This window comes from Streptomyces atroolivaceus (assembly GCF_000717025.1).
GTDB classification, from domain to species: domain Bacteria; phylum Actinomycetota; class Actinomycetes; order Streptomycetales; family Streptomycetaceae; genus Streptomyces; species Streptomyces atroolivaceus.
This window is the reverse complement of record NZ_JNXG01000058.1, coordinates 1-710: the sequence shown is the minus strand read 5'-3', so window position 1 is coordinate 710 and position 710 is coordinate 1. Positions and strand designations below refer to the sequence as shown.

The 710-nt window shown below is 67.7% G+C and carries 1 protein-coding gene; it reads right to left on the bottom strand.

From position 1 onward, the window contains the following. Positions 1–267: 267 nt before the first annotated feature. A partial coding sequence (locus OO67_RS39445) for an aggregation-promoting factor C-terminal-like domain-containing protein (protein ID WP_033305943.1) occupies positions 268–710 on the bottom strand: 443 nt, incomplete at its 5' end.

The window sequence follows — 710 nt, the reverse complement described above, 5'->3', positions numbered from 1 at the left end:
CGAGGATGCCGTAGATCGACGAGGTGCCGGTGCACACCTGCTCAGCGGCTTGGGCGGTGCCGGTACTCGCGGTCAGGAGACTGAGCGAAACGGCACCTGTGGCTAGTGCGGTGACGGCGGTGCGAAGCGTCTTGGAGGAAGTGAACACGGTGCTGCTCCTTGGTCTTGGGCATGTTTGCGGGCAGCCCGGACGCCGGGCTGACGGGTTCGATGGGTGTTCGAAGACGCGGCGCGCCCAGTCGGCCGGGCGCGGGGGCACGAGTGCCCTCAGTACCAGCCGGTGCTCTGCGAGTGGCTCCAGGCCGAGCAGGGCGTGCCGTACCGGTCGTCGATGTAGTCGAGCCCCCAGTGGATCTGGGTGAGGGGGTTGGTCCGCCAGTCACCTCCGGCGGAGGCCATCTTTGATCCAGGGTTGGCCTGGGGGATGCCGTAAGCGGCAGACGTGGGGTTCTGGGCGTTCCAGCGCCAACCGCTTTCACGGGTCCAGAGGCTGTCGAGGCAGTTCCACTGCGCAGTGGTGGCCCAGTCGCGGTCGTGCTTGTTCATCAGGTCGCGGCCGGCGGCCTTCACCTCTCCGATGTCATCGCGGTCGACCGTGTCCTCAGGCGTCGTGCAGGTGACCTGGCCGGGTGCGGCGGAGAGGAGGGTCTGGGTCCAGCCGGAGGTGTCGACCGGGTCGTCGTTGTGGTAGGCGATGTCGTCTCCGTTGC